This window comes from Dyella sp. A6 (assembly GCF_036320485.1).
GTDB classification, from domain to species: Bacteria; Pseudomonadota; Gammaproteobacteria; order Xanthomonadales; family Rhodanobacteraceae; genus Rhodanobacter_A; species Rhodanobacter_A aluminiiresistens.
Genome location: NZ_CP132911.1, coordinates 2024127 through 2044710, shown reverse-complemented (window position 1 = coordinate 2044710; position 20584 = coordinate 2024127). Strand labels below are relative to the sequence as shown.

At 65.6% G+C, this 20584-nt stretch carries 20 protein-coding genes; 19 read left to right on the top strand and 1 reads right to left on the bottom strand.

The features are described 5' to 3' along the window. Positions 1 to 75 precede the first annotated feature (75 nt). From RA164_RS09025 to recO, 11 genes are all read left to right on the top strand, one after another. On the top strand, positions 76 to 576 hold the full coding sequence (locus RA164_RS09025; RefSeq protein WP_329740536.1) for a hypothetical protein: 501 nt from the start codon (positions 76 to 78) through the stop codon (positions 574 to 576). Then, positions 576 to 3143: an EAL domain-containing protein gene (locus RA164_RS09020; RefSeq protein ID WP_329740534.1), complete on the top strand. Its 2568-nt coding sequence runs from the start codon at positions 576 to 578 to the stop codon at positions 3141 to 3143. The genes RA164_RS09025 and RA164_RS09020 overlap by 1 nt, the downstream gene beginning before the upstream one ends. A 148-nt stretch (positions 3144 to 3291) precedes the next feature. Continuing rightward, positions 3292 to 3888 carry an RNA polymerase sigma factor RpoE gene (gene rpoE / locus RA164_RS09015; RefSeq protein ID WP_329740533.1) on the top strand — a complete coding sequence of 199 codons (597 nt, stop codon included), beginning with the start codon at positions 3292 to 3294 and terminating at the stop codon, positions 3886 to 3888. Next, positions 3885 to 4574, top strand: a complete 690-nt coding sequence (locus RA164_RS09010; RefSeq protein WP_329740532.1) for a sigma-E factor negative regulatory protein — start codon at positions 3885 to 3887, stop codon at positions 4572 to 4574. Before rpoE ends, RA164_RS09010 begins: the two co-directional genes overlap by 4 nt. A gap of 118 nt (positions 4575 to 4692) precedes the next feature. Then, on the top strand, positions 4693 to 6171 hold the full coding sequence (locus RA164_RS09005; RefSeq protein ID WP_329740531.1) for a DegQ family serine endoprotease: 1479 nt from the start codon (positions 4693 to 4695) through the stop codon (positions 6169 to 6171). A 171-nt stretch (positions 6172 to 6342) separates the two neighbouring features. Then, positions 6343 to 8133 carry a translation elongation factor 4 gene (gene lepA, locus RA164_RS09000; protein ID WP_329740530.1) on the top strand — a complete coding sequence of 597 codons (1791 nt, stop codon included), beginning with the start codon at positions 6343 to 6345 and terminating at the stop codon, positions 8131 to 8133. A 24-nt stretch (positions 8134 to 8157) separates the two neighbouring features. After that, positions 8158 to 9048 (top strand): signal peptidase I, encoded by an 891-nt coding sequence (gene lepB, locus RA164_RS08995; protein ID WP_329740529.1) that lies wholly within the window; start codon positions 8158 to 8160, stop codon positions 9046 to 9048. A 158-nt stretch (positions 9049 to 9206) separates the two neighbouring features. After that, positions 9207 to 9587: a DUF4845 domain-containing protein gene (locus RA164_RS08990; RefSeq protein ID WP_329740528.1), complete on the top strand. Its 381-nt coding sequence runs from the start codon at positions 9207 to 9209 to the stop codon at positions 9585 to 9587. A gap of 4 nt (positions 9588 to 9591) precedes the next feature. Further along, a complete protein-coding gene (rnc, locus tag RA164_RS08985) occupies positions 9592 to 10251 on the top strand; it encodes a ribonuclease III (RefSeq protein WP_329740527.1) in 660 nt (219 codons plus the stop codon). 94 nt (positions 10252 to 10345) lie between these two features. Next, complete coding sequence (gene era, locus RA164_RS08980; protein WP_329740526.1) at positions 10346 to 11281, top strand: GTPase Era; 936 nt, start codon at positions 10346 to 10348, stop codon at positions 11279 to 11281. Between the two features lie 62 nt (positions 11282 to 11343). Next, positions 11344 to 12066 (top strand): DNA repair protein RecO, encoded by a 723-nt coding sequence (gene recO, locus RA164_RS08975; protein WP_329740525.1) that lies wholly within the window; start codon positions 11344 to 11346, stop codon positions 12064 to 12066. A gap of 29 nt (positions 12067 to 12095) precedes the next feature. Here the strand turns inward: recO and RA164_RS08970 are convergent, their stop codons facing one another. Then, positions 12096 to 12848, bottom strand: a complete 753-nt coding sequence (locus tag RA164_RS08970) for a response regulator (protein WP_329740524.1) — start codon at positions 12846 to 12848, stop codon at positions 12096 to 12098. Between the two features lie 45 nt (positions 12849 to 12893). Here RA164_RS08970 and RA164_RS08965 point away from each other — a divergent pair, with 45 nt between their 5' ends. The 8 genes from RA164_RS08965 (at position 12894) to RA164_RS08930 (ending at position 20493) form a co-directional block, all read left to right on the top strand. After that, positions 12894 to 14918, top strand: coding sequence for a translocation/assembly module TamB domain-containing protein (locus tag RA164_RS08965; protein WP_329740523.1), 2025 nt, complete (start codon positions 12894 to 12896; stop codon positions 14916 to 14918). 37 nt (positions 14919 to 14955) lie between these two features. Next, on the top strand, positions 14956 to 15561 hold the full coding sequence (locus tag RA164_RS08960; protein ID WP_329740522.1) for a YdbL family probable chaperone protein: 606 nt from the start codon (positions 14956 to 14958) through the stop codon (positions 15559 to 15561). A gap of 75 nt (positions 15562 to 15636) precedes the next feature. Further along, positions 15637 to 16950 carry a 23S rRNA (uracil(1939)-C(5))-methyltransferase RlmD gene (rlmD, locus tag RA164_RS08955; RefSeq protein WP_329740521.1) on the top strand — a complete coding sequence of 438 codons (1314 nt, stop codon included), beginning with the start codon at positions 15637 to 15639 and terminating at the stop codon, positions 16948 to 16950. Positions 16951 to 17090: 140 nt separating this feature from the next. Further along, the gene (locus tag RA164_RS08950) at positions 17091 to 17621 is read left to right on the top strand and encodes a CYTH domain-containing protein (RefSeq protein WP_329743521.1); all 531 of its coding nucleotides are present in this window, start codon (positions 17091 to 17093) and stop codon (positions 17619 to 17621) included. Beyond that, a complete protein-coding gene (gene nagZ / locus RA164_RS08945; protein ID WP_329740520.1) occupies positions 17615 to 18628 on the top strand; it encodes a beta-N-acetylhexosaminidase in 1014 nt (337 codons plus the stop codon). The genes RA164_RS08950 and nagZ overlap by 7 nt, the downstream gene beginning before the upstream one ends. Further along, entirely contained in the window at positions 18625 to 19173 is a 549-nt protein-coding gene (locus tag RA164_RS08940; protein ID WP_329740519.1) for a hypoxanthine-guanine phosphoribosyltransferase, read from the top strand. Before nagZ ends, RA164_RS08940 begins: the two co-directional genes overlap by 4 nt. 28 nt (positions 19174 to 19201) lie before the next feature. Further along, on the top strand, positions 19202 to 19744 hold the full coding sequence (locus RA164_RS08935) for an NADPH-dependent FMN reductase (protein WP_329740518.1): 543 nt from the start codon (positions 19202 to 19204) through the stop codon (positions 19742 to 19744). After that, positions 19741 to 20493 (top strand): S-methyl-5'-thioinosine phosphorylase, encoded by a 753-nt coding sequence (locus RA164_RS08930; RefSeq protein WP_329740517.1) that lies wholly within the window; start codon positions 19741 to 19743, stop codon positions 20491 to 20493. The genes RA164_RS08935 and RA164_RS08930 overlap by 4 nt, the downstream gene beginning before the upstream one ends. Positions 20494 to 20584 lie beyond the last annotated feature (91 nt).

Genomic DNA, 20584 nt, shown 5'->3' with positions numbered 1-20584 from the left:
GTGGCGGAACGCCCTGTCGTCCACGTCACAGGTCAATGAGCGAGCTATTGCGCTTCGCGTCCGAGCGCGTAACGTATGCCGGCGATGAACAACATGATGGCCCCCGAGCCGCTAGCCGGCAGCGACATTCTGGAGCGCATCCTGGCGGCGCCGGGAGGGCTGGTCGTGCTCGACGGTGGCGACAGTCAGGTCTTGATCGAGCAGTTCCGGGCGATCGCGCGGCACAGCGGCCAATCGATCTATCTGTGGCGCCCCGAAGAAGGTATGCGCAACCTGCGTGAATCGCACGCCCAGATTCCCGGTTCACAGCGGCTGGGCAATGCCTTGCGCTATATGCAGCAAAGTCAGCATTTCGGAATCTACTTGCTGACGGATTTTCCTCTACCTCTGTCCACCATGGACAACACGCTGCTGCGACAACTGGCCAAGGCGCCGGATGGTCGGGTGCGTCGAGTCGTGTTGCTGGATGCGCCGCCACGGCTGGTGGCCGGGCTTGATGAGGTTGCGATACGCATGAGTGCCGCACCGCGGGTTGCTCTGCGGCCGCGGCTGCGCGACGGGCGCTGGCTGTTGTGATGGCCATGACCGGACAGTCACCTGGGGTGCTGGTGGTGGCGGCCCAGCGTGAATTGCGGCGTGCATTGTTCGATGCACTGGATCGTGAAGGACACATGCAGGTCCATTCGGCGCGAAATCCCACGCATGCCGAGATCCTGCTGCAGAGCGACAGCCCGCCGGCCCTGATCGTGATGGCCTTCGATGGCGATGTGCGCACCTGCCTGGAAAGCTACGCGCAGATGCGTGGCATTCCAGGTTGTGCGGATGTCCCGATGGTTGCCGTGCTGGCCGACGACGCCCCGATCCGTCCGGCCCAGTTGCCGGGTGGTATAGACGACTGGCTGCATGCAGGACAGGTCGATCGCGAGCTGGGTGCACGTTGTCGACGTCTGCGCCAGGCGAAGCGACCGACGCAGGACAACCAGGGGCGCGTGGCCAGCCAGGACAGCGACTTCCGTTTCGTCTTCGAGGAAGACGACAACGAGTGGGTCATCGTCGACCCTGCGACCGAACGGATCATCGAGGCCAGTCCGGCGATGGTCCGTCACAGCGGGCTGGCGAGTCACGCGGTGCTCGATCACCCCATCGACGGTGTCATTGCGTTCGAGAGTGTGCGTGCCGATCAGGTTCTGCGTGTGGCCGATCGCCGCTGGCATCCCTGCGGACGCCGGGCGCTTCAGGGTTTCGACAGTGGTGAGGTCAGCGCACGGCGGGTTAGGCATGCCGGCCGTGATGCGGTGGCACTGGTTTTTCGCAGCGACCGTGCTGGTGTGCGCCCGGCGGTGGCGCTGACCCTGTTGGCGCGCATCTTCGCGACCAGCGGAGAGCATGCCGACATTGCCGGTGTGGCGCAGATGCTGGTCGACGAGATGGGACTCGACTATCTCGCTGTCTGGTCGGCTCTGCCGGAGGAAACGGCGGAGCCGACACAGTTGGTGCAGTGCTGGCGCGGCGACGAGCATCCCTGGCCGGCCACGCCTCTGCAGGTTTCGCTGCGACTGGTACTGGATGGCAAGGCGCTGATGCATGCATCCAACGCGCAGCGGCTGGCCGAGTCGGACCCGCTGATAGCCGGCCTTGGCCTGCATGGCTTCGTCGGCTTGCCCTTGCTCGACGAACGGCGGGGCGTGCTGGGTGCCTTGCTGGCCGGGAGCCGGCAGCCGTTCGCGGAGCCGGAAATCGTCGAGCCGGTACTGCGTTGTGCCGCGGCGCATTTCGCGCACGCCCTGGAGTTGCAGCGGGTACGTGAGCAGGGGCGCGCAGAAGGGCTGATCGACGCGCTGACCGGGCTGCCCAACCGCCTGCTGTTCAACGATCGCCTGGACACGATCATCCGCGAGGCCAACCGCACCGGCGAATACTTTGCAGTGCTGTTCGTCGACCTGGACCGGTTCAAGTCGATCAATGACAACCTGGGTCACGCGGTCGGCGACCAGGTGCTTGTGGCAGTGACCCAGCGCCTGCGCAGCAGCGTCCGTGCATCGGACACGGTGGCCCGGTATGCGGGTGACGAGTTCATCCTGGTGTTGCGTCATATCGTGAAAAACGATGACGTGCAGCGGGTGGCCGAAAAAATCGTGCAGATGATGAAGAAGCCCCTGCAATTGAGAGACGGCACCGAATTGCAGGTGACCGCTTCGATCGGTATCAGCTTCTTTCCCAAGGATGCCGCGGATGCCGAGACCCTGCTCAAGCATGCCGACGAGGCGATGTACGACGCGAAGGGCCGGGGGCGCAACAACTACCGTGTCTACGATGCCAGTCCGGTCCAGGACCAGCAGAACGCTGCGCTGAAGAGCAGCCTGCGTCATGCCGAGGGTAATGGCGAGCTACGTGTGTTCTATCAGCCGCAGGTGGATGCCGTCAGCGAGGACATCGTGGGCATGGAGGCGCTGCTGCGCTGGGAGCATCCGGAACTCGGCGCGATCAGTCCGGGCTTCTTCATTCCATTGGCGGAGGAAACCGGACTGATCGTATCCATCGGCGAGTGGGTACTGCGCACGGCTTGCCACCAGGCCATGGAATGGGAGCGCCGGCATGGGCTGCGCCTGCGTCTGGGCGTGAACCTGTCCGTGGTGCAGCTGATGCAGCCGGAACTGGTCGCCGTGGTCAGCCGGGTGCTGACGGAAACCGGGCTGGATCCGGCCTTGCTCGAGCTCGAGGTTACCGAGAGCATTAGCATCAAGACCATGCCGAACCTGATCGAGAACATGCATGGTCTGCACCGGCTCGGTTGCCGCATCGCCATCGACGATTTCGGTACCGGCGCCGCTTCGCTCGACTACCTGCGCAAGCTCCCGGCCGACCGCATCAAGATCGACCAGAGCTTTGTGCGCAATATCGGGGTGGATCCCGATGACGAGGCGATCGTGCGGGCCACCATCGACATGGCTCACCGGCTGAACCGCGAAGTGGTGGCCGAGGGCGTGGAGATCGAGCAGCACCTCAAGTTCCTGCGCCAGAACGGCTGCGACGAACTGCAGGGATACCTGTTCTGCCGGCCGCTGCCGACGGCCAGTTTCGATCGGCTGCTGGCTGAACGCGAAACCGTGCTCAGCGGCCGGGACCCCATCGCGTTGCCTTGAGCGGCCCGCCGGAGGCCCAATCTACGCCATAGTTGGTTGCGGCGCTCATTCGTGCTGAACTTGCGGGCGCGATGCTGGTCAGAGACACCTCATCCATCCGGCGGCACCTTGGGGGTGCGGCGGCAGAGAAACGAAGGAGACGGCCCGGATGGGCGAGAACGAACTCGATAGTGCGCTGGTCGAGCGCGTGCAGGGGGGCGACAAGCGGGCTTTCGACTTGCTGGTGCGCAAGTACCAGCACAAGGTCATCGGTCTGATTTCCCGCTACGTGCACAACCATGCCGAATGCGAAGACGTGGCCCAGGAGGCCTTTGTGCGGGCCTGGCGGGCGATCGGTTCGTTCCGTGGCGACAGCCAGTTCTACACCTGGATGTACAAGATCGCAGTGAACACCGCCAAGAACCACCTGGTGGCGCAGGGACGTCGTCCGCCCAGCGACGACATCGCCATCGAGGATGCCGTGTTCGTGCCGGGGGCCGACCGCATGCAGGACAACGCGACGCCCGAGCGCGAATTAATGCGGCAGGAAATTGAACAAACCGTATTTTCCACTGTCCAAGCACTGCCTGAGGAGCTGAGGACAGCCATCACGCTGCGCGAGATGGATGGGCTGAGCTACGAAGAGATCGCCGCTGCGATGGATTGTCCGATCGGTACGGTGCGTTCGCGCATCTTCCGGGCACGCGAAGCGATCGATGAGCAATTGCGGCCGCTATTGTCGAACCGCGAGGACCACACATCATGACTGAATCGCATCGCGAAAATCTCTCTGCCGGCGTCGACGGCGAGCTGTCCCGGGAGGAACTCCGCTTCCTGCTGCGCCGGCTCGATCACGATGCGGCCCTGCTCGATGCATGGAGCAGGCATCATGTGGCGCGTGACGGGCTGCGCAAGGAGTTGCCGCTGCTCGCATCGTCCGGTTTCGCCGCGCGGGTCATGCTGACCATCGAGGCCGAGTCGAGCGCGGTGGTGTCGACCGGTTCCACGGCTGTGCCGCATGCCCGGCGTCGCTGGCTGCACTGGTCGGCCGGTGGCGCGATCGCGGCGGGCGTGGCCGCAGTTGCGTTGATGGTGGCCCAGCCTACCGGCGACAGCGGTGTGCGTGGCGCATCGCCGCAGATGGCGAGCATGCCGCCCGCGGCTGCGCCGCAGGCCAGGCAGCAGGTGGCCGACGTGTCGCTTGCCCGACGCCAGCCGGCCAGTGCGGCGGCGCCGGCGGTCGTGCCGCCGTGGCTGAGCGCGAATGCCGCTTCGCAGCTGAGCGAGCGTGCCTCGCTGACCCTGGGCGATCCCAACAGCGACGCGATGCGCCCTTACCGGGTGCGCGGGTACCGCACCCTGAGCACCGGCGATGGCAGCTACCTGCTGCTGATCGATCCGAACCAGGCCGCCAACCGCAGTCCGATGCGGCAGGCCGCTTCGGCCCAGTGAGCCGGTGGCCGTGAGAACTTCCTCTCCGGCCACCTACCGTTTCCGTCAGATCCGCTCCGGATGGCTCGTGCGATGGGCCGTCTCCTTGGGGTGTGTCCGAAAAACCTAGGAGGAAACCATGAACCGACCCTTCTGGCGCACGTTGATGTGCTGCGCCCTTGCCGTGGGCTTTGTCGCCGTGGGCGACGTGCAGGCACAGGGTGCCCCCGCCGCCCCCGCGCTACCGGACTTCACTGGCATCGTGCAGAAGAATGCGCCTGCCGTTGTCCATGTCGAGGCCAAGTACGACGGCTCGCGCACGAACTCCATGTACATGCAGGGGCAGGGACAAGGGCAGGGGAATCCGAATGATCCGCAGTGGATCTTCCGCCATTTCTTCGGCATGCCGTCGATGCCGTCGCCCGGACAGCAGGCACATATCTCGCTGGGCTCGGGTTTCATCATCTCCAGCGATGGCTACATCCTGACCAACAACCACGTGGTCGCCCATGCGAACAAGGTGACGGTGCGCCTGCAGGACCGCCGCACCCTGGTCGCCAAGGTGGTCGGTACCGATCCCACCTATGACATCGCGCTGCTGAAGATCAATGCCGGCAAACCGTTGCCGACGGTGACTATCGGCGACTCGCACACGCTCAAGGCTGGCCAGTGGGTGCTGGCGATCGGTTCGCCGTTCGGCTTCGACTACACGGTCACCCAGGGCATCGTCAGCGCGGTGGGCCGCAACCTCGGCGCAGGCGACCAGCCGGACACCTCGTTCATCCAGACCGACGTGCCGATCAACCGCGGCAATTCTGGTGGCCCACTGTTCAACTTGAAGGGCCAGGTGGTCGGCATCAATTCGCAGATCTATTCCGACACCGGCGGCTACATGGGCGTGTCGTTCTCGATCCCGATCGACGTGGCGATGAACGCGGTGCAGCAGCTGAAGACCAAGGGCTATGTCACGCGCGGCATGCTGGGCGTGGAGATCAGGCCGGTCGGTAGCGACGTGGTCAAGGCGCTGAAGCTGCCCGATGCCAATGGCGCGATCGTGGTGACGGTTTCCCCGGGCAGCGCGGCCGAACGGGCCGGGATCCAGCCGGGCGACATCATCCTCGGCTTCAATGGCCATGCCATCGAACAGGGTGCGGATCTGCCGCCGATGGTGGCGATGACCAGGCCGGGCACGCGGGTGCCGGTCGAGGTGCTGCGCAACGGCAAGCGGCTGACCCTGGAGGCGACCATCGGCACCATGCCGCGCGACAAGAATGCCCTGATGGGCCAGGTCAATCCGGCTGCTAGGGGCGGTACGGCGGCGCTGGGCCTGACCGTGCAGCCGCTGGACAAGGACACGCGCGAGCAGCTGGGTCTAAAGGCGGGCCAGGGTGTGGTGATTTCCGACATCACCGGCCCGGTGGCGGCCCAGGCCGGATTGCAGAACGGCGATGTGATCCTGATGGTGAACCAGCAGAAGATCGACAGCGTCGATGCCTTCCGTGCCGCCACGGCACACGTGAAGCCCGGCGATACGGTGCTGCTGCTGGTCCGGCGCGGTAGTCAGACCAACTTCGTGAGCCTGAGTGTGCCTTCGGGCAAGAGCGGCTCGGGCAACTGATCGTCGATCGCGACTGGAGCGGTCCATCCGGATGGGTGGGCCGCTCTCGCGTGCAGGATATGGGGACGGGGGCAAGGTGCTTTTCCATGCGATAATGCCCAGTTCATATCGCCATCCCGGTGATACGCTGCCCACATTCGCGTGCGGCGGTGCAAGCTGACAGCGTGTTCCATGGAACTGATCCGCAATTTCTCCATCATCGCCCACATCGACCACGGCAAGTCGACGCTTGCCGACCGCATCATCCAGATCTGCGGCGGCCTGACCGAGCGCGAGATGGAAGCGCAGGTGCTCGACAACAACCCGATCGAGCGCGAGCGCGGCATCACCATCAAATCCCAGTCCGTGTCGCTGCCTTACACCGCGCGCGACGGCAAGACCTACCAGCTCAACTTCATCGACACCCCGGGCCACGTGGACTTCAGCTACGAGGTATCACGCTCGCTGGCCGCCTGCGAGGGCGCGCTGCTGGTGGTGGACGCCGCCCAGGGCGTGGAGGCGCAGTCGGTCGCCAACTGCTACACCGCGGTCGAGATGGGGCTGGAAGTGGTGCCCGTGCTCAACAAGATCGACCTGCCCACGGCCGACATCGACAAGGTGAAGGGCGAGATCGAGGCGGTGATCGGGATCGACGCCATCGACGCGGTGGCGGTCAGCGCCAAGACCGGCCTCAACGTCACCGAGGTGCTGGAGGCGATCGTGGCGCGCATTCCGCCGCCGAAGCCTCGCGACACCGACAAGCTGCAGGCGCTGATCATCGATTCGTGGTTCGACAACTATCTGGGCGTAGTGTCGCTGGTGCGCGTGATGCAGGGCGAGATCAAACCAGGCGACAAGCTGCTGGTGATGTCGACCGGACGCAGCCACGAAGTGGACGACGTCGGCGTGTTCACGCCCAAGCGCAAGAAGCTGGACAAGCTCTCGGCGGGCGAGGTGGGCTGGGTCAATGCTTCGATCAAGGATGTGCACGGTGCACCGGTGGGCGACACGCTGACCCACGCCGGCAAGCCGGCGGAAAAGCCGCTGCCCGGTTTCCAGCACATGCAGCCGCGCGTGTTCGCGGGCCTGTTTCCGGTCTCCGCCGACGATTATCCGGCGCTGCGCGAGGCACTGGACAAGCTGCGCCTGAACGATGCCGCGCTGTTCTTCGAGCCGGAGTCTTCGGAGGCCATGGGTTTCGGCTTCCGCTGCGGCTTCCTGGGCATGCTGCACATGGAGATCGTGCAGGAGCGGCTGGAGCGCGAATACGATCTGGACCTGATCACCACGGCGCCGACCGTGGTGTACGAGGTGCTGAAGACCGACGGCAGCGTGATGCCGCTGGACAATCCGGCCAAGCTGCCGCCGTCGCCGCAGATCGAGGAGATCCGCGAGCCGATCATCGTGGCCAACATCCTCACACCGCCCGATTACATCGGCAACATCATCACGCTGTGCGAAGAGAAGCGCGGCATCCAGCGCTCGATCCAGTACCTTGCCACTCAGGTGCAGATCACCTACGAACTGCCGCTGGCCGAGGTGGTGCTCGACTTCTTCGATCGCCTCAAGTCGGTGTCGCGTGGCTATGCCTCGATGGATTATCACCACGAGCGTTTCGATGCCGGCCCGTTTGTGCGTGTCGACGTGCTGATCAATGGCGACCGGGTGGATGCGTTGAGCCTGATCGTGCACCGCTCGCATGCCGATCGCCGCGGGCGCGACCTGGTCGAGCGGATGAAGGAACTGATTCCGCGCCAGCAGTTCGACGTGGCGATCCAGGCGGCCATCGGCGCGCAGATCATCGCGCGGTCGACCGTCAAGGCGCTGCGCAAGAACGTTCTGGCCAAGTGTTATGGCGGCGATGTCAGTCGCAAGAAGAAGCTTCTCGAGAAGCAGAAGGAAGGCAAGAAGCGCATGAAGCAGGTCGGTCGGGTGGAGATTCCGCAGGAAGCCTTCCTCGCCGTACTCAAGGTTGACAAGTAGATACGGCACGTTGAGGAGTAGGGCATGGAATACGATTTTTCGGCGATCCTGCTGGGCCTGACCGTTCTGTTCGGTGTGGTCTGGGGACTGGACCGCCTGTTCCTGTACAAGAAGCGCAAGGCGAAGTTCGAGTCGGCCGACGAGGCGTATCAGGACCCGGTGCCGGTTGACTGGGCCCGTTCGCTGTTCCCGGTGGTGCTGATCGTGCTGCTGCTGCGCACTTTCGTCGCCGAGCCTTTCCGCATTCCGTCCGGTTCGATGATGCCAACCCTGGACGTGGGTGATTTCATCCTGGTCAACAAGTTCGCCTATGGCCTGCGCCTGCCGGTGTTCAACACCAAGTTCCTCAGCATCGGTGAGCCCAAGCGCGGTGATGTGGTGGTGTTCCGCTGGCCCGGGTATACGTGTCATCGCGCGGACGGTACGGTCGTGCATGGCGGCGATCCCGACTGCACCACGCCGGTACCCCGCCAAGACTGGATCAAGCGCGTGATCGGTCTTCCGGGCGACACGATCCAGGTGCACGACAGCCAGATCGTGATCAATGGCAAGCCGGTGCCAGAAGACGAGGTGGGGCCCTTCAAGGGCAATCCGGCTCGGGTCGACGACAACCTGCTGATGTCCTACAACGCGACCATCTGGAAGGAGCACCTGGGCAAGGTGACCCACCTGATCGCGCGCATGCCCGAACGTGGTCCCACGCCGCCGATTCCGAACAGCCGCGTGCCCGCGGTGGTGCCCAAGGGCTGCTATCTGGTGATGGGGGACGATCGCGAAAACAGCGAGGACAGCCGTTACTGGGGCTGCATGCCCGAGTCGGCCCTGGCGGGCAAGGCTTTCCTGATCTGGATGAGCTGGCGCGGTTGGGGTACCGGCGGGGTGGACTTCCACCGCATCGGCAAACTGATCCACTGAACCGGATCAACCCGGCACTACGTGCTAAGGCCCGACCGGACAATTCCGTGATCGGGCCATCGGGCAACAGCGTGCGGATCGGGCACAGTACACTAGGCGGCGACCGGCAACCGGGTCGGTGCATTGGCAAGCCGTATCGACGGCATGGCGAGGGGACTATGAAATCGAAGCAAGCGGGCATTACCTTGATCGGGTTTCTGATCGTGCTCATCGTGGTCGGATTTTTCGGTTACATGGCCATGAAACTCGTGCCGCCGTACACCGAATACATGGGCGTGGTGAAGGCCATGAACCAGGAAGCCACCGATGGCGTGGACGGCAAGACGCTGGACCAGATCCGTCGCGAACTTTCGTACAAGCTCAGCATGCAGTACGCCGACGACAACAGCATCACGCCAAGCGACATCACCATCACGCATGACAACGGCGGCAATCAGCTGAACATCACCTACGACAAGCAGACGCCGTTCATCTACAACATCGACTTCCTCATCCACTTCTCCAAGAGCGTGCCGCTGCAAGGCAATATCGCGCAGTGATTCCGTGCCACTGACCTACCGTTTCCGCGACCCGGCCTTGGCCGATCTGGCGCTCACCCATCGCAGCGCAGGCAAGCCGAACAACGAGCGCCTGGAGTTTCTGGGTGATGCGCTGCTGGGCGCTTTCGTGGCCGAGATGCTCTACGAGGCGCATCCCAATGCCAGCGAGGGCGAGCTGTCCCGGTTGCGCGCCCAACTGGTCAATGGCCAGGCGCTGGCGGTGATCGCCCGCGAACTGGAGCTCGGCGATCGCCTGAAGCTGGGGCCCGGCGAGTTGAAGAGCGGTGGCTACCGGCGCGATTCGATCCTGGCCGACGCCTTCGAAGCCCTGTTGGCCGCGATCCACCTCGACGGCGGGCTGGAAGCCTGCCGGGCGACGGTCCGCGAGCTGTTCAGCCATCGCATCGATGCCTTGCCCCGGTCGTCGAAGGACGCCAAGACGCGGCTGCAGGAATGGCTGCAGGGACGGGGATTGCCCTTGCCCCAGTACGAACTGAAGGATTGCCGCGGCGAGGAGCATGCGCGCACCTTCGATGTCAGCTGCGCGATCACCGAGCCGCTGGCCATCATTGCCGACGGCAGTGGCAGCAGCCGTCGCGCGGCCGAGCAGCAGGCAGCCGGCATTGTGTTGTCGCGCCTGCTCGAGGCAACAAGTACCCGCTGAACCCCCTCACGGCATGGCAGCTGCATGCAGTGCTGGCACTCGCCGGCGTGCAGCGCGATGCTAGTCTCATTCCTGCGAACAGATCACAGCCCTCATGAACGACGAACTGGAATCCGGTATCCACGGCGAGTTGCCGCACGACGATTTTCGCTGCGGCCTGGTGGCGCTGGCCGGGCGCCCCAACGTGGGCAAGTCGACCCTGCTGAATGCCTTGATCGGGTTTCGCCTCTCGATCGTCAGTCCGCGACCGCAGACCACGCGTCACCGCATCCTGGGTATTGCCAGCAGCGAAGCGGGCCAGATCATGTACGTGGACACCCCCGGTTTGCACCGGGGCGCCAAGCGGGCCATGAACCGCAGCCTCAACCGGGCGGTGCGGACCGCGATCAGCGAAGTGGATCTGGCCGTGCAGGTGATCGAGGCCGGGCGCTGGACCGATGAGGACGAGGCGCTGTATGCCGCGCTGGCCGAGCAGAAGCTGCCACGCCTGCTGGTCCTCAACAAGGTCGACCTGGCCAAGGACAAGGCCGCCATGCTGCCCTTCGTGGCGGAACTCGGCAGCAGCCATCACTTCGATGCGATCCATTACGTCAGCGCGCTGAAGCGCAAGGGACTCGAGTCGCTGGAGCGCGACATTCTCGGCCGTCTGCCGGTGCGTCCGCCGGTCTTCGCGGATGACGAGATCACCGATCGCAGCGAACGCTTCCTGGCCGCCGAAATGGTACGTGAGCAGCTGATGCTGCGACTGGACCAGGAGCTGCCCTATGCCACCACGGTCGAGATCGAGCAGTTCAACGACCGTCCCGACGGCGTGGCCGAGATCCATGCCGTGATCTGGGTCGAGCGCGATGGGCAGAAGGCCATCGTGATCGGCCAGGGTGGGGCCCAGCTCAAGGCTATCGGCAGTGCCGCCCGACGACACATGGAGCGCATGTTCGAACGCAAGGTGTTCCTGCGCCTGTGGGTGAAAGTGCGCGAAGGCTGGGTGGACGACGAGGCGATGCTCAAGAAGCTGGGTTACACCGACTGAACAAGGGGGCGGAGTCACCCGGCATCCGCGCGATGAATGGACACCAGGCTGCGTAACGGCTCATGCACATCGACCAGCAACCCGCCTATGTCCTGCATGTACGGCCCTACCGCGAGACATCGCTGCTGCTGGAATGCCTGACCCGCGACCATGGCCGGCTGGGCGTGGTCGCGCGTGGCGTGCGCAGCGAACGGGGCCGCCTGCTGCGGTCCCAGTTGGAGCCGTTCCAGCCGATCATGCTGGACCTGTTGCTGCGCGGCGAGCTGGCGACTCTGCGCCGTGTCGATACCGCTGCCGTGCTGTCCAGGTTGCAGGGGAGTGCCACCATGGCAGGCCTCTACGTCAACGAGCTGGTGGTGCGCCTGACCGGTCGCCAGGACCCGCATCCGACGCTGTTCGATGCCTATGGCCAGGCACTTGGCAGGCTGGCCGATGGCGAGCCGCTGGCATGGACGCTGCGCCGATTCGAGCGCGACCTGCTCGATGCGATCGGCTACGGCCTGCAGCTGGACTTCGATGCGGCGACGGGCCAGCCGCTGTTACCGGATGGAGCGTACCGGTACGACGTGGAGCAGGGGCCGTGCGTGGTCGCTGCGGGTACCCCGCGTGCACTGCGCGGAGCCGACCTGCTGGCGCTGGCGGATGACCGGGCCCCGGACAGTGCCGGTCTGGCGGCACTGCGCGACATGATGCGTGAGGTCATCCGGTTCCATCTCGGCGGGGCCGAGCTGCGGGCCTGGCGGGTACTGGGTGCGGCGCTCGCAACGCGGCGCGACCAGGCCTGATGCACCGGATGTCCCTGATTGCCGAAGGATCAGCCGGGTGGCATGTCGGGATTGCCGTGCTCCAGTGCGTGCAGCGTTGCCTGCAGCGTATTGCGGAATCGGTCCAGCGCTATGGTCGATCCCTCCGGCGTGCTCCGCAGCTGTTGCTGCAGGGCCGCCGCGCACTCGCCCAGTGCCTGGGCGCCGCAGAAGCCGCAGGAGGAGCGCAGTCGGTGCAGCCGTTCGCCGAGGGCGGTGTGGTCCGTGTCGAGGTGGGCCAGGTCCCGCTCCAGCACTACCAGTTCGTCGCGAAGCAGACCGCGCAGGGCCTTCATGGTGCTTGCGTCGCCGCTGCTGTTGAGGGCGATGGTGTCATCAAGCAATGGAAAGCGGTCGCTGCAGCGGCTGAGACCCAGCACGCGCTCGAGCGCACGCAGGTCGCAGGGCTTCAGCAGGATGTCGCCGAATCCCGCGTCGAGCAGTTGCCGTCGTGCCGGCATGCCCGCTTCGGCGCTGCTGGCAACCGCCGGACTGGCGTGCGAGGCGGCGCCCGGGTCCGCGCGCAGCGCGGCGAGTATTTCCAGGGCGCCGGCGCCGGGCATGCGGCAGTCCAGCAGCAGCAGGTCGAAATGCTCGCGGCGACCCAGCTCGAGCGCCGAGGGGCCGTCGTTGCAGGTTTCGACCTCGGCGCCCAGGTGGTGCAGTCCATCACCGAGAAAGCGGCGGCTGGCCGGGTCGTCGTCGGCCACCAGGACACGGGGCGGCGGCGGGCTGGAGATCGGCGGGCGGATGCTGGTTGGCATGACGAAGTCCTTGTCGTTCAGCTGACTTTGGCAGAATGGCGTGGCATGCGTTTGATATCAAGCCGTCTCCTGCTGTCCATTTTCTTCCTGTGCGGACTCTCATGGGGCATGTCCGCGCGGGCGGATGTCGTGCTCAGCGCGAAGCAGGTTGCCGTGGCAGGGGTCAGTCTGCAGGGGGTCGAAACCCGGCTGTCGCCCGGACTGGAGCCGGGTACCGTACAGCTGAACCTGCATGCGGCGAAAGCCGACATTCCCGCGCTGGGGTGGCATCGCGTCGGCCTGACGCTGGACGGAACCCTGCAGCGCGATGCCCAGATGCGCTGGCTGTTCAGCGGATCCACCAAGGTCAGCGGAGCCCCCGGCCGGGCTTTGGCGAATGCGGCAGCGGCGTTGGTGGTCGACGCGTCGTCGAACACCCTGCAGATCGATTTCGGGCAGGACAAGACCGAGATCGATGCGGCCTTGCCGCTGGACCAGACCACCCACGTCCAGGTCAGTCTCAAGCAACTGCCGGCCAGCTGGCTGCAGGGGCTGTTGAGCAAGGCATGGTCCGGGCGGATCACCGGCGGACGGATGGACGCGCAGTTCGCGCTCGACGCGCGCGATGGCGGCATCCAGGCTTCCGGCGACTTCAGCCTGACCAAACTCGGTTTCGACAGTCCCGCAGGTACGTTGGCGGGACAGGGCCTGGACGGTCAGGGGCGACTCGGCATCGACACTACCGGCGCGTCGTCGCGGATCGAGTTCGACGGCAGCCTGCGCAATGGCCAGCTCTTGCTCGGTAGCCTTTTCGCCAACCTGCCGTCGCATCCGGTCCAGCTCGGGCTGGGCGCCGATGTCAGTCGTGGCGCCATCGCCTTCAACCGGTTGCGGATCAGTGACCCGGACGCGCTGCAACTGGACGGCAGTCTTGCCTTCGACGCCCGCGGGCGCCTGCAGCGGCTGCGGCTGGACCGCTTCCACGCCAGCTTTCCATTGGCCTACCAGCGCTACGGCCAGGCTTGGCTGAATACCTTGGGCTTGCCGAAGCTGCAGATCGCCGGTCAACTGGATGGCCGGCTCGACCTGCGGCCCGCCGGCTGGCACAGTTTTTCGTTCCACACGGGCGGGCTCGATGTCGCGGATGGCTCGGGGCGTCTGTCGGTCGTGGATCTCCGCGGTGGCCTGGACTGGGCGGCGCAGGGCGACCGGCCGGCGACTACCCTGGGTTGGGACAGCCTGAAGCTCTACCGCATCGCCAATGGTGAGACCGTGTCGCACTGGCGCAGCCGCAATGGCAGTCTGGCGTTGCAGCAGCCGCTGATCGTGCCGGTATTTGGCGGCCAGTTGCGGGTGCCGATGCTGACTTGGCGCCCGGCTGCGGCGAAAGGACAGCGACTGGCGACATCGCTGGTGCTGACCGGCGTGGACATGGGCGATTTCAGCAAGGCGATGGGCTGGCCGCAGTTTCCCGGCACGCTGGCGGGCGCGATCCCTTCGCTGCGCTGGGTGAAGGACCGCATCGTGTTCGACGGCGGCCTGTCGCTCAACGTGTTCGGCGGCTTCGTCGACATCACTCAAATGACGCTGCAACAGCCGTTTGGCGTGAGTCCGGTGCTGACGGGCAATATCGCGCTGAGGCAGATCGACCTCGGTGCGCTGACCAGCGTGTTCGATTTCGGCGGGATCACCGGCCGCATGAACGGCAGTATCGACAACCTGCGCCTGGTCGACTGGACGCCCGTGGCGTTCCAGGCTTCGCTGCTGGCTGGCAGCGGCGGACGGATCAGCCAGCGCGCGGTGAACAACCTGACCGCGGTTGGCGGTGGCGGCATGGTGGGCGGCCTGCAGGGAGCCGTGCTGCGGTTGTTCAAGAACTTCGACTACGAGCGCATTGGGCTGAGCTGCACATTGCAGGCCAATGTATGCCAGATGGGCGGACTCGACAGCCGTGCCGGCGGTTACACTATCGTCGATGGCAGTGGCCTGCCGCATCTGCAGGTGATCGGCCATCAGACACGTGTGGACTGGCCTACGCTGGTACGACGACTGAAGGCCGCCATTCAGGGGTCGGGGCCGGTAATCCGTTGACCCCGCCCGAACTTCCCGAATCCCAGCGGAGCCGAACATGCGCAAGATCACCTATGGATTGCTGACCACGCTGATCATCGGCCTGGTCGGCTGCGTGACCATCAATGTCTATTTTCCGGCTGCCGCGGCGCAGAAGGCGGCTGACCAGTTCATCGGCAACGTGCTCAACGGCAGCAGCGCGCCGGCAGTCAAGGATGCGCCCAAGGGCGCGCCTGCACCGGTGCCTGGCACGCAACCTTCGGCGATGCTGCTGAACCTGCTGGTGCCTGCCGCGCAGGCGGCCGAGACGCCGAACCTGCGGGTGCAGACGGCGACCACCGAAGCCCTGCGCCAACGCATGCGCGCCCGTTTCGAGAGCACCCTTGAGGCGATGCTCGACAAGGGCGTGATCGGCTTCACCAACAACGGCCTGGTGGCCCTGCGCGACGCCAACAAGGTGCCGCTGGCGCAGCGTGCACAGCTTAATGCCGCGATCGCCGACGAAAACCGCGACCGCAATGCGCTCTATCGCGAGATCGCCAATGCCAACGGCCACCCGGAGTGGGAGGGCCAGATCCGGACCACCTTCGCCAAGGGCTGGATCAAGCAGGCGCATCCGGGCTGGTATTATCAGAACGCATCCGGTGCCTGGACGCGCAAGTAAGCGCACCGCGCACCATCCCTTCACCCGATCGACGCGCCCGGGTCCCGTGACTCGGGCGTGTGTGTTTGGAGCACCATGCAAGCAGCATTCGAAGCCACCATCACCGACTTCACCCATGACGGCAAGGGCGTTACACGCATCGACGGCAAGGCCGTGTTCGTGAGCGGGGCCCTGCAGGACGAACGGGTCGAACTGCGCATCCGCAAGCGTCACAGGAATTACGACGAAGCCGACGTGGTACGCCTGCTGGAGCCGTCGCCGCACCGGGTCGAGCCGAAATGTCCGCACTTCGGCCAATGCGGTGGTTGTTCGCTGCAGCACCTCGATCCGGGCGCACAGATTGCGATGAAGCAGCGCGTGCTGGCCGAGAATTTCACCCGCATCGGCAAGGTGCAGCCGGAAAGCTGGCTGCCGCCGTTGACCGACCAGCCGTGGGGCTATCGTCGCAAGGGGCGCCTGTCGGTACGCGCTGTGCCCAAGAAGGGGCGCGTGTTGGTGGGCTTCCGCGAAGAAGCCAATCCCCGCTACGTGGCCGACATCGGGCGCTGCGAAGTGATCCATCCGGCGCTGGGCGAGCGCATCGCGGCACTGGCCGAACTCATCGGCGGCCTCGATGCGGCCAGCGACATCGCCCAGATCGAATTCGCCGCGGGCGACGACACGGTGGCCTTGGTGTTCCGTCACCTGAAGCCGTTGAGCGAGCGCGACCGCGACGCCCTGGCCGGGTTCGGCCGCGAGCATGGCTTTGCCATCTACCTGCAGCCTGGCGGCATCAGCAGCGTGCATCCGCTGTGGCCCGAACAGCCGCGGCTGGCGTTCACCCTGCCGGCGGGCGGTGGCGCGGGCGATGTCGAACTGGAATTCCAGCCGCTCGACTTCGTACAGGTGAACGCGGGCATGAACCGCCGCATGCTGGCGCACGCGATGGACCTGCTCGATCCGCAGCCCGGTGATCGGATGCTGGATCTGTTCTGCGGCCTGGGCAACTTCACCTTGCCGATCGCCCGACGTGTGGCCGAGGTGGCCGGCGTGGAAGGCGAGCATGGCCTGGTCGAGCGCGCTGCAGCGAATGCGCGCCGCAACGGCATCGACAACGCCCGTTTCCATGTGGCCAACCTGTTCGAGGACCAGCGCGGTACCGAATGGGCGCGCCAGCCGTGGGACAAGCTGCTGCTTGATCCGCCGCGCGCGGGTGCGGACAAGGTGCTGGAGTACCTGCCGCACAAGGCCACCAGGCGGATCGTGTATGTGTCCTGCCACCCGGCTTCGCTGGCGCGCGATGCCGGCATTCTGGTCGAGCGTCATGGTTTCCGGCTGGTGTCGGCCGGCGTGATGGACATGTTCCCGCACACCGCGCACGTCGAGTCCATTGCACTGTTCGAACGGTGAATCCGCGCATGCGCCCCTGAAGGCGCATGCCGCGTATGTCTGGGTGGCCACGTTTCACCGGCGTCGCCGGGCAGGTAACCTGTGCGGGCGTGCTCGCCGCGTGCGTCTCTTTCCTCAACACCGATTTCCCGCTTTCGCCGATGCCTATCGAGATCGAACGTAAATTCCTGCTGGCTGGCGACGGCTGGCGTCCCGGGGTCGAGCGCAGCGAACGCATCGCGCAGGGCTACTTGGTCGGCGCCCAAGCGATCCGCGACGGCAGCGCGCGTGCCTCGGTACGGGTGCGTCGCAGTGGCGAGCGGGCCTGGCTCAACATCAAGGCGGCTCAGTTGGGCGTGGCCCGTGCCGAGTACGAGGTGCCGCTGCCGCCGGGTGAAGCCGACGAACTGCTGTCGACCCTGTGCGACGGCGTGCTGGAGAAGATCCGCCACTACGTCACGGTCGACGGCATGCTGTTCGAAATCGACGAGTTCCTCGGTGCGAATGCCGGCCTGCTGGTCGCTGAGATCGAGCTGCCGGCCGTCGACGCGGCGTTTCCGCGACCGGCCTGGCTCGGGCGCGAGGTGAGCGCGCTTGGGCGCTACTACAATGTGAACCTGATCGCGCATCCCTACGCCCAGTGGTCGGCAGCCGAGCGCGACGCCGCCGATGGAGATCCCGTCGCATGCTGATGATCGGCCTGGCTGGTACCGAAGTCGCCGAACACGAGCGCACCTGGCTCGCCTCGCCCGCGGTCGCCGGCGTGATCCTGTTCGCGCGCAACTACACCAGTCGCGAACAGCTGATCGCGTTGACCGACTCCATCCGCGAGATCGGTGGCGAGCACCTGCTGGTGGGGGTGGATCAGGAGGGTGGTCCGGTGCAGCGCTTCCGCGAGGGCTTCACCCGTCTGCCACCGCTGTCGACGATCGGTGCGGTCTACGACCGCGATCCCGAGCATGCGGTCCGGCTTGCCGAAGAGCACGCCTGGGTGATGGCCAGCGAGCTGCGCGCCAGCGGTGTCGATTTCAGTTTTGCGCCGGTGGTCGATCTTGCACGCGGCAACGCGGCCATCGGTCCGCGTGCTTTCCACGCCGACCCGGCGGTGGTGAGCGAGCTGGCCACGGCCTACGTCCGCGGCATGCATCTGGGCGGCATGGCGGCCGTGCTCAAGCACTTTCCCGGGCATGGCTCGGTTGCGGCGGACACGCACAAGGCGCAGGCGGTCGATCCGCGACCATTGGAAACCATCCGTGCGACCGACCTGCGCCCGTTTGTCGAGGCGCTGGCCGCCCACGCGGAGGCGGTGATGATGGCCCACGTGATCTATCCCGCGGTCGACGACCGGGCGGCGGGGTACTCGCCGGTGTGGATCGGCCGGGTGCTGCGTGACGAGCTCGGTTTTGCCGGTGTGGTGATCAGCGACGACATCAGCATGGCCGCTGCCGGCGTGGCCGGCAGTGTGAGCGCACGCATACACGCGCACCTGGACGCCGGCTGCGACCTGATCCTGGCCTGCTTTCCCGACGTTGTCGACGAGGCCATCGCCGCCATGCCGGTGCCGGCGCCCACGGTGCGGGAACGCCTGGCGGTGCTGGCCGGGGCGATCGGTGCCACATGGGCAGGCCTGCTCGACAACCCGCAACGCGACCGCTTTGTCGCCCGCATCACGGCGCTCGGCGCCCAGGAACACGCATGACGTCTCAGACCCATCCCCTGGCAGAAGCCCTGTCGCAATCCGATGTGCTGTTCGAACGCGCCCAACTGGAGCCGGTGATCGCCGGGCTGGGGCAACGCATCGACCAGGCGCTGCAAGGTGAGCGCGCGGTCTTTCTGACCGTGATGAACGGTGCGCTGATGTTCGCGGGCCAGCTCGCATTTGCGATCCGTACCGACCTGGAATTCGATTACGTCCACGCCACCCGCTACCGCGGCGAAACCTCGGGCAATGAACTGCATTGGCTGCGCGAACCGGTGGCGGACCTCAAGGGGCGCACCGTGTTGCTGGTGGACGACATTCTGGACGAAGGCCACACGCTCAAGGCGGTGCGCGACGACTGTCTCACGCGCGGCGCCAGGCGCGTGCTGATCGCCACGCTCTGCCGCAAGCGGCATGACCGGCTGGTCGAAGGCATCGACAGCGACTTCAATGGCGTCGATTTGCCCGATCGCTATGTGTATGGCTACGGCATGGATTACCACGAGCAGGGGCGCAACCTGCCTGCGATCTACGCGCTGCGCTGAGCGGCGTCCACCAAGCGGAGGAGCGAACATGCACATTCTCGGTATTTCCGGCAGCCTGCGGCGGGCGTCGTTCAACACCGCGCTGCTGCATGCCGCACAGGAGCTGATGCCGGACGGCACGGTCATCACCATCCACGACCTGCATGATCTTCCGCTGTTCGACCAGGACGTCGAAGCCCAAGGCGATCCGGCGTTGGTGGTCGCGCTGAAGGACGCGGTGACGCAGGCCGATGCGCTCCTGCTGGCCTGTCCGGAATACAACGGCGGCATCACCGGGGTGCTGAAAAACGCCATCGACTGGCTTTCGCGTCCTGGCGTGTCGCGCGATGCGGCTCCGCTCGCCGGCAAGCGCGTCTGCATCATGGGCGCCAGTCCCGGCGTCACCGGGACCGTGCGTGCGCAGGACCAGCTGCGCCTGATCCTGCGCCGGGCCGGTGCGGTGGTGGAGCCGCAGGGCGAGGTGCTGGTGTTCCAGGCCCACACCAAGATCACCGACGGCCGCTTGAGCGACGAGCGCACCCGCGACTTCCTCGCGCGTCATCTGAACCATTTTCTAGAGATCCTTGCATGAGTCATCCGCACATCGACCTGGCCGTGATCGGCGGCAGCGGCCTGTACAACTTCCCGGGCCTGCAAAACGCCACGCGACATGCCGTGGATACGCCCTACGGCCCGGCGTCCGGCGAGGTGGTGCAGGGTGATTTCGCGGGACGGACGGTGGCCTTCCTGGCCCGCCACGGCGAGAGCCACAGCCTACCGCCGCACCGCGTGAATTACCGTGCCAACCTGTGGGCGCTGCATCATCTGGGCGCGCGTCGGGTCGTCGGGGTCAATGCGGTTGGCGGCATCCGCGACGACATGGGGCCGCGCGTGATCGTCGTGCCCGATCAGCTCATCGATTACACCCATGGCCGTTTCACCAGCTTCTGCGATGTCGACGGCGCAGAAGTGAAGCACATCGACTTCAGCGAGCCGTACACCGCATCGCTGCGCGGCGAGCTGCTGGCGGCGGCCGCGCGCGTCGGCGTGCCGGCAATCGATGGTGGCTGCTATGGCGCCACCCAGGGCCCACGCCTAGAGACCCGTGCGGAGATCTCCCGCATGAAGCGCGACGGTTGCGATCTGGTTGGCATGACCGGCATGCCCGAGGCCTGCCTGGCACGGGAGCTGGAACTGGACTATGCCTGCCTCGCGCTAGTGGCGAACTTTGCCGCCGGTTGTGGTGACGAGGCGGAGATCAGCATCGAGGAGATCTTTGCTCATCTCGCGGCGGCGACGGCTAATGTGCCGGTGATTATTGGCGAGTTGCTCAAAAGATAATCAACTGGGTGCACTTTTTATGCGCCAAGTGCATTTTGCATATTGCGCTTTGCCCACAAACATGTTGATACTTCTCTTTGTGCCAGGGGCG

Excerpts from the sequence above, each read along its gene's own strand:
- RA164_RS09025 (WP_329740536.1), top strand. The coding sequence starts at position 76 with ATGCCGGCGATGAACAACATGATGGCCCCCGAGCCGCTAGCCGGCAGC.
- RA164_RS09020 (WP_329740534.1), top strand. The coding sequence starts at position 576 with ATGGCCATGACCGGACAGTCACCTGGGGTGCTGGTGGTGGCGGCCCAG.
- rpoE (WP_329740533.1), top strand. The coding sequence starts at position 3,292 with ATGGGCGAGAACGAACTCGATAGTGCGCTGGTCGAGCGCGTGCAGGGG.
- RA164_RS09010 (WP_329740532.1), top strand. The coding sequence starts at position 3,885 with ATGACTGAATCGCATCGCGAAAATCTCTCTGCCGGCGTCGACGGCGAG.
- RA164_RS09005 (WP_329740531.1), top strand. The coding sequence starts at position 4,693 with ATGAACCGACCCTTCTGGCGCACGTTGATGTGCTGCGCCCTTGCCGTG.
- lepA (WP_329740530.1), top strand. The coding sequence starts at position 6,343 with ATGGAACTGATCCGCAATTTCTCCATCATCGCCCACATCGACCACGGC.
- lepB (WP_329740529.1), top strand. The coding sequence starts at position 8,158 with ATGGAATACGATTTTTCGGCGATCCTGCTGGGCCTGACCGTTCTGTTC.
- RA164_RS08990 (WP_329740528.1), top strand. The coding sequence starts at position 9,207 with ATGAAATCGAAGCAAGCGGGCATTACCTTGATCGGGTTTCTGATCGTG.
- era (WP_329740526.1), top strand. The coding sequence starts at position 10,346 with ATGAACGACGAACTGGAATCCGGTATCCACGGCGAGTTGCCGCACGAC.
- recO (WP_329740525.1), top strand. The coding sequence starts at position 11,344 with ATGCACATCGACCAGCAACCCGCCTATGTCCTGCATGTACGGCCCTAC.
- RA164_RS08970 (WP_329740524.1), bottom strand. The coding sequence starts at position 12,848 with ATGCCAACCAGCATCCGCCCGCCGATCTCCAGCCCGCCGCCGCCCCGT.
- RA164_RS08965 (WP_329740523.1), top strand. The coding sequence starts at position 12,894 with ATGCGTTTGATATCAAGCCGTCTCCTGCTGTCCATTTTCTTCCTGTGC.
- RA164_RS08960 (WP_329740522.1), top strand. The coding sequence starts at position 14,956 with ATGCGCAAGATCACCTATGGATTGCTGACCACGCTGATCATCGGCCTG.
- rlmD (WP_329740521.1), top strand. The coding sequence starts at position 15,637 with ATGCAAGCAGCATTCGAAGCCACCATCACCGACTTCACCCATGACGGC.
- RA164_RS08950 (WP_329743521.1), top strand. The coding sequence starts at position 17,091 with ATGCCTATCGAGATCGAACGTAAATTCCTGCTGGCTGGCGACGGCTGG.
- nagZ (WP_329740520.1), top strand. The coding sequence starts at position 17,615 with ATGCTGATGATCGGCCTGGCTGGTACCGAAGTCGCCGAACACGAGCGC.
- RA164_RS08940 (WP_329740519.1), top strand. The coding sequence starts at position 18,625 with ATGACGTCTCAGACCCATCCCCTGGCAGAAGCCCTGTCGCAATCCGAT.
- RA164_RS08935 (WP_329740518.1), top strand. The coding sequence starts at position 19,202 with ATGCACATTCTCGGTATTTCCGGCAGCCTGCGGCGGGCGTCGTTCAAC.
- RA164_RS08930 (WP_329740517.1), top strand. The coding sequence starts at position 19,741 with ATGAGTCATCCGCACATCGACCTGGCCGTGATCGGCGGCAGCGGCCTG.